The sequence below is a fragment of the Gordonia sp. PvP123 genome (assembly GCF_040547295.1).
GTDB lineage: Bacteria > Actinomycetota > Actinomycetes > Mycobacteriales > Mycobacteriaceae > Gordonia > Gordonia terrae.
This window is the reverse complement of the sequence record NZ_JBEPPN010000027.1, coordinates 1-5,125: the sequence shown is the minus strand read 5'-3', so window position 1 is coordinate 5,125 and position 5,125 is coordinate 1. Positions and strand designations below refer to the sequence as shown.

4 protein-coding genes are annotated in these 5,125 nt (G+C 66.5%); 3 read left to right on the top strand and 1 reads right to left on the bottom strand.

Annotated features, from left to right (window positions below; all coding sequences use genetic code 11):
• Positions 1–799: 799 nt before the first annotated feature.
• Positions 800–2,239 carry a cytosine permease gene (locus ABIC25_RS24860; protein ID WP_354563580.1) on the top strand — a complete coding sequence of 480 codons (1,440 nt, stop codon included), beginning with the start codon at positions 800–802 and terminating at the stop codon, positions 2,237–2,239.
• A 123-nt stretch (positions 2,240–2,362) separates the two neighbouring features.
• The gene (locus ABIC25_RS24855; protein ID WP_354563579.1) at positions 2,363–3,322 is read left to right on the top strand and encodes a phosphotriesterase family protein; all 960 of its coding nucleotides are present in this window, start codon (positions 2,363–2,365) and stop codon (positions 3,320–3,322) included.
• Positions 3,323–3,343: 21 nt separating this feature from the next.
• Here the strand turns inward: ABIC25_RS24855 and ABIC25_RS24850 are convergent, their stop codons facing one another.
• Entirely contained in the window at positions 3,344–4,141 is a 798-nt protein-coding gene (locus tag ABIC25_RS24850; protein WP_354563577.1) for an SDR family oxidoreductase, read from the bottom strand.
• 257 nt (positions 4,142–4,398) lie between these two features.
• On the opposite strand from ABIC25_RS24850, the gene ABIC25_RS24845 reads away from it, so the two are divergent.
• Positions 4,399–4,941 carry a dihydrofolate reductase family protein gene (locus ABIC25_RS24845; protein WP_354563575.1) on the top strand — a complete coding sequence of 181 codons (543 nt, stop codon included), beginning with the start codon at positions 4,399–4,401 and terminating at the stop codon, positions 4,939–4,941.
• The last annotated feature ends 184 nt before the right edge of the window (positions 4,942–5,125 follow it).

Here is a 5,125-nt window from a genome sequence, read left to right as displayed (position 1 = left end):
CGCGCTCAATTCTCGAGAGGCCGGATCGGGGTGGTATTCGAAGTTGTCCTGGCGCTCTGCTACTCGTCCTACTTGAACACGTCTCGTTACCAGTTCTTGGAGAAAGTCAGGTCATTTCGTCATCAATGACGAAACTGTGGAGCAATCACGAACCGTTCGGCCGTCGAGGCGTTCTCCAAGCTGATCCTGCGGAACGAGTACACCCTCTCCGACGTCGAGAAGGTCATCGCCGGGGACACCGATGCCGTCGACGTGCCACCCGACTAGACCCCGTCCAGCGGTAGGCCGCGACCGCTCACGGTCGTGGCCCATCGCCCCGGCCCCGCTCACACCCGCCACCTCGAGGGACCATCGTGACCATCACCGCCGAACTTTTCCCCCGCTGCGCCCTGCCCGGCTGCGCGATCCCCACCGACACCCAGGGCCACCCCTGCAGACAATGCCGCCGTGACCTCGGAACCCTCGTGCGCCACAACCCCGGCGGCCGCCGACGCCCAAACCGGCCGCGACCACGACGTCGCCCTGGCTTACCGGGCTTAAGAACAGCTACGCATCGCCGACGCCGCCGAACAACGCATCCCCCAGGCCGGTATGCAGGAGAAGCCCGGACAGTCCAGCTGGCTGTGCGAGGAACGCCGAAGGTGTGACATTCTGTCCGTTCCGTACCCGAGGAGTGCGAACGTTCTGTAGGTATCGCGCGACGGGCGGTGCGACCACCATGGATGCACTGCGCATCGTCGCGCGCCATGCCCGAACGCACCCCGCCCAATCGGGGGCCGACACTTCCTGGACGGACTCAATGACCGCACTCGACGCCGCGACCCCGTCGGCACCCGGACCGGGCCATTCGGGCCCGCAGGCCGAGGCCGAACTCGAACTGATCCCCGAATCCGCGAAGACCCATGACGTGCGCGGGCAGTTCTGGATCTGGGCCGGTGCCAACATCGCGCCGATCAACTGGGTGCTGGGTGCGCTCGGCGTCACCATGGGCCTCGGGCTGTGGGAGACAGTGGCGGTCCTCGTCGTCGGCAATGCCATCGGCATGACCATCTTCGGCGTCTTCGTCGTCATCGGTCAGCGCACCGGGGTCACCGGAATGGTGCTGTCGCGAGCCGTCTTCGGACGCCGCGGCGCCTACGTTCCCGCCGCCGTCCAGGCCCTGGTCTGCATGGGCTGGTGCGCGGTCAACACCTGGATCGTTCTCGACCTGGTGATGGCGCTGCTCGGCGAGATGGGACTCGTCGACCCGGACCTCGACAACAACGCCGCACGGATCGTCGTGGCCGCGGTCATCATGGGGATGCAGGTGACGATCGCGTGGTTCGGGTACCGGGTGATCTCCGCGTTCGAACGATGGACGGTGCCTCCGACGGTCGCGATCCTGCTCGTCATGACCGTCGTCGCGTGGGTCGGCCTCGACGTCGACTGGGGACAGACGACCGCTCCGGAGCTCACGGGATCGGCCCACATCGGAGCGATCACGGCGGTGATGACCGCGATCGGCATCGGCTGGGGTCTGACGTGGATCGGTTACGCCGGCGACTACTCGCGCTTCGTGTCCCGGGACGTCCCGTCGCGCAGGCTGTTTCTCGCCAGTGCACTCGGGCAGTTCATCCCGGTCGTCTGGCTCGGCGTGCTGGGTGCGTCCCTGGCGACATTGAGCGACTCCGCCGACCCGGGTGAGATCATCGTCGACGCCTACGGCGTTCTCGCACTGCCGGTTCTGTTGCTGGTGATCCACGGACCGCTCGCGACCAACATCCTCAACATCTACACGTGCACGGTGTCGACGCAGGCGCTCGACATCCGCGTCGACCGGCGCGTGCTGAACCTGATCATCGGCGTCGTGGCGATGGCGGTCGTCGTCTACTTCGTGCTCAACAGCGACTTCGCGACCACCATCGACTTCTGGCTGGTGTCGATCGTCGGCTGGTTGAGCCCTTGGGGCAGCGTTGTTCTCGTGCACTGGTTCCTGATCGCTCGGCAACAGATCGACGCCGAGAGCCTGTTCGCCACACCGGCGGACAGCGCCCTGCCGATGGTCCGGCCGACCGCCCTCGTCGCACTCGCTCTCGGTGTCACCGCGACCTGGATGTTCATGTACGGGATGCTGCCGGCACTGCAGGGCCCCGTCGCCGTCGCCCTCGGTGGGATCGACCTGTCCTGGCTTGCCGGGGCAGTCGTTGCCGGCACGTCGTACTGGGCCATGGAGAAACTCACCGCGCCACGCGCTGCCTGAAGCCCGTCCCGCCAGAGCCGTGGCGGTCGGCGGCGACGACGGGCGAAAGCCGCCTGCCGCATCAGGTCGTCGACTAGGGTTCGGCGCAGTGGAGGCAACGGGGCCTCCTGGTGAGGAGGTTCCATGGCCACCGTCCACACCGCGACCGGCCCGATCGATTCCGCTGACCTCGGGAACGTGTTGGTGCACGAGCATGTGTTCGTCGTCGGCGAGGAGTTCCGGCAGAACTATCAGGACGATTGGGACGAGGACGAGAAGGTCGCCGAAGCGGTCCGCGACCTGACCGAACTGAAGGAACTCGGGATCGACACGATCCTCGACCCGACGGTTCTCGGTCTCGGCCGGTACATCCCACGCATCCAGCGGATTGCCGAACAGATAGACCTCAACATCGTCGTCGCGACCGGGTTGTACACCTACAACGACATCCCGTTCCAATTCCACTACGCGGGACCGGGAATGCTCTTCGACGTCCCGGAGCCGCTGGTCACCCTCTTCACGAAGGATCTCACCGAGGGCATCGCGGACACCGGTGTGCGGGCGGCTTTCCTCAAGTGCGCCATCGAATCCCAGGGACTGACACCGGGTGTCGAGCGCGTGATGCGCGCGGTGGGACAGACCAGCGCCCAGACCGGCGCGCCCATCACCGTGCACACCGATCCGCACAGTCAGTCGGGACTGGTCGCCCAGAAGGTCCTGGCCGAGGAGGGGGCCGACCTGACGAAGGTGGTCATCGGCCACTCCGGAGACAGTGTCGACCTCGACTACCTGATGAAACTCGCCGACGCCGGTTCCGTTCTCGGCATGGATCGTTTCGGGCTCGACCTCCTCCTGCCGTTCGACGAGCGCGTGAACACGGTCGCCGAACTGTGCAAGCGCGGCTATGCCGACCGCATGGCCCTCGCGCACGACGCCGCCTGCTTCATCGACTGGTTCGACCACGAGGCCAAGAAACAGGCACTCCCGAAGTGGAACTATCGGCACATCAGTGAAGAGGTGTTGCCGGCGCTACGGGAACGCGGGGTGAGCGAGGCCGACATCACGACGATGCTCGTCGACGTGCCGCGACGCTACTTCGAGTAGCGGCGCGACACGGCGACAGGGTCAGCGCAGGCTGCTCTGGTACCGGCGCATCCCGCGGAGCCACCGGTCGTAGTCGGCGCCCTTCTGCCGGTACATCTCGAGGACCTCGGGGTGGGGGAGGATCAGGAAGCGTTCGTCGGCGACGGCGTCGAGCACGATCGCGGCCACCGCCCCGGGCGTGAGCACCGTGCCCGCGGTCTCCACGGCGCGCTGCATCAGTCGTTGCTCCTCGGTGGCGGAATCACCGTCCGGCCGCAGCAGTTTGGTGTCGACGCCCATCGGGCAGAGGCAGCTCACCCGGATGCCGTCGTCGCCGTGGGTGATGTTGAGCCACTCCGCGAAGCCGACCGCCGCGTGCTTGGTGACCGAGTACGGGGCATTGCCGATCTGCGTGAGCAGACCCGCGGCCGACGCCGTGCTGACGAAGTAGCCGGTCCCTCGTTCCACCCACTCCGGGACGAGGCGCCGAGCTGCTCGGATGTGGGCGCGGAGATTGACGTCCAGCGTGAGATCCCACACCGCCTCGGCGGTGTCGACACCGCCACCCACGCCCACACCGGCATTGGCGAAGTAGAGATCGACCGGGCCGAACGTGTTCTCCGCCAGCCGAACCGCGCCGTCGATGTGCTCGTCGGATGAGGCGTCGCCGCCGATCGCGGTCGTCGAATCCCCCAGTGAGTCGGCGACGGCCAGGGCGCCGGACTCGTCGAGATCGGTGACGACGACCTTCGCGCCCGCATCGACCAGCGCATGCGCGATCGCCGCGCCGATACCCGCACCGCCACCCGTGACGATGGCCACCTTGCCTGCGACGTCCATGGATCTCCTTCGATCGCCGATGTGTGGGTCCAGAGTTACCAGACGCGAGGGCTTCGACAAGCTCAGCCGGCGGGATGGGGCTCAGCCGGCGGGATGGGGCTCAGCCTCTCCGCTCCCTGAGGAGCGCCCGGAGCTTGCGGAGGGCGCGTCACGAAGGGTCCCGACAAGGGCACGACCCTTCTCGAAGCCGATGACTTTTCCGCCGCCCCACGGTCTGACATCGTGACGTTCACCGCGACGAGACGAGAGGCCACACCATGGGAAAGATCCACGTCCACGAGTTCATCACCCTCGACGGCAGCTACGAGGACCCGAGCTTCACGATGCCGTATGGATTCGCCGACGGGATGGGCGAGCTGCTCGGCTCCTTCATGTCCGACTGCACCGGAATCCTGCTCGGACGCAACACCTTCGAGATGTTTGCCCCGGCCTGGGCGCACCGGACGGTCGAGGACGATCCCGGTGCGCCGTTCTTCAACGACACCACCAAGTACGTGGTGTCCTCGACCCTCGACGACGCGGCTGCCTGGCAGAACTCGGAGATCATCGGCGCCTACGACGCCGACCGGATTCGCGAACTCAAGAAGGATCGCGACCTCTACATCAGCGGGAGCGGCACCCTCGTGCGGGCGTTGCTGCGCGACAAGCTCATCGACGAGCTGCACCTGCTGGTGTACCCCGTGGTCCTGGGGAGCGGTGCCCGCCTCTTCGACGGTCTGGCCGATCTGCCTCTCACGCTCGTCGGCACAGACGTCTTCGACAACGGCGTCGTACACCTCTCGTACAGCTCCACCGACTGAGCGGTCGCGATCCTCGGCGGAGATGGCGCCGGAGTTCGTCGAAGGCGCAGCGGCCCTTCGTGGCTCGTCGCTTGCGCTCCTCGCACCTCAGCCTGGATCCGTGGATGCGGTTGCCGGGGGGTGTGGTTGGCAGTGCGTGAGTGCGTAATTGTGTTGTGGGCATGGAGTATTCGCTGACCTTGTG

Excerpts from the sequence above, each read along its gene's own strand:
- ABIC25_RS24855 (WP_354563579.1), top strand. The coding sequence starts at position 2,363 with ATGGCCACCGTCCACACCGCGACCGGCCCGATCGATTCCGCTGACCTC.
- ABIC25_RS24845 (WP_354563575.1), top strand. The coding sequence starts at position 4,399 with ATGGGAAAGATCCACGTCCACGAGTTCATCACCCTCGACGGCAGCTAC.
- ABIC25_RS24860 (WP_354563580.1), top strand. The coding sequence starts at position 800 with ATGACCGCACTCGACGCCGCGACCCCGTCGGCACCCGGACCGGGCCAT.
- ABIC25_RS24850 (WP_354563577.1), bottom strand. The coding sequence starts at position 4,141 with ATGGACGTCGCAGGCAAGGTGGCCATCGTCACGGGTGGCGGTGCGGGT.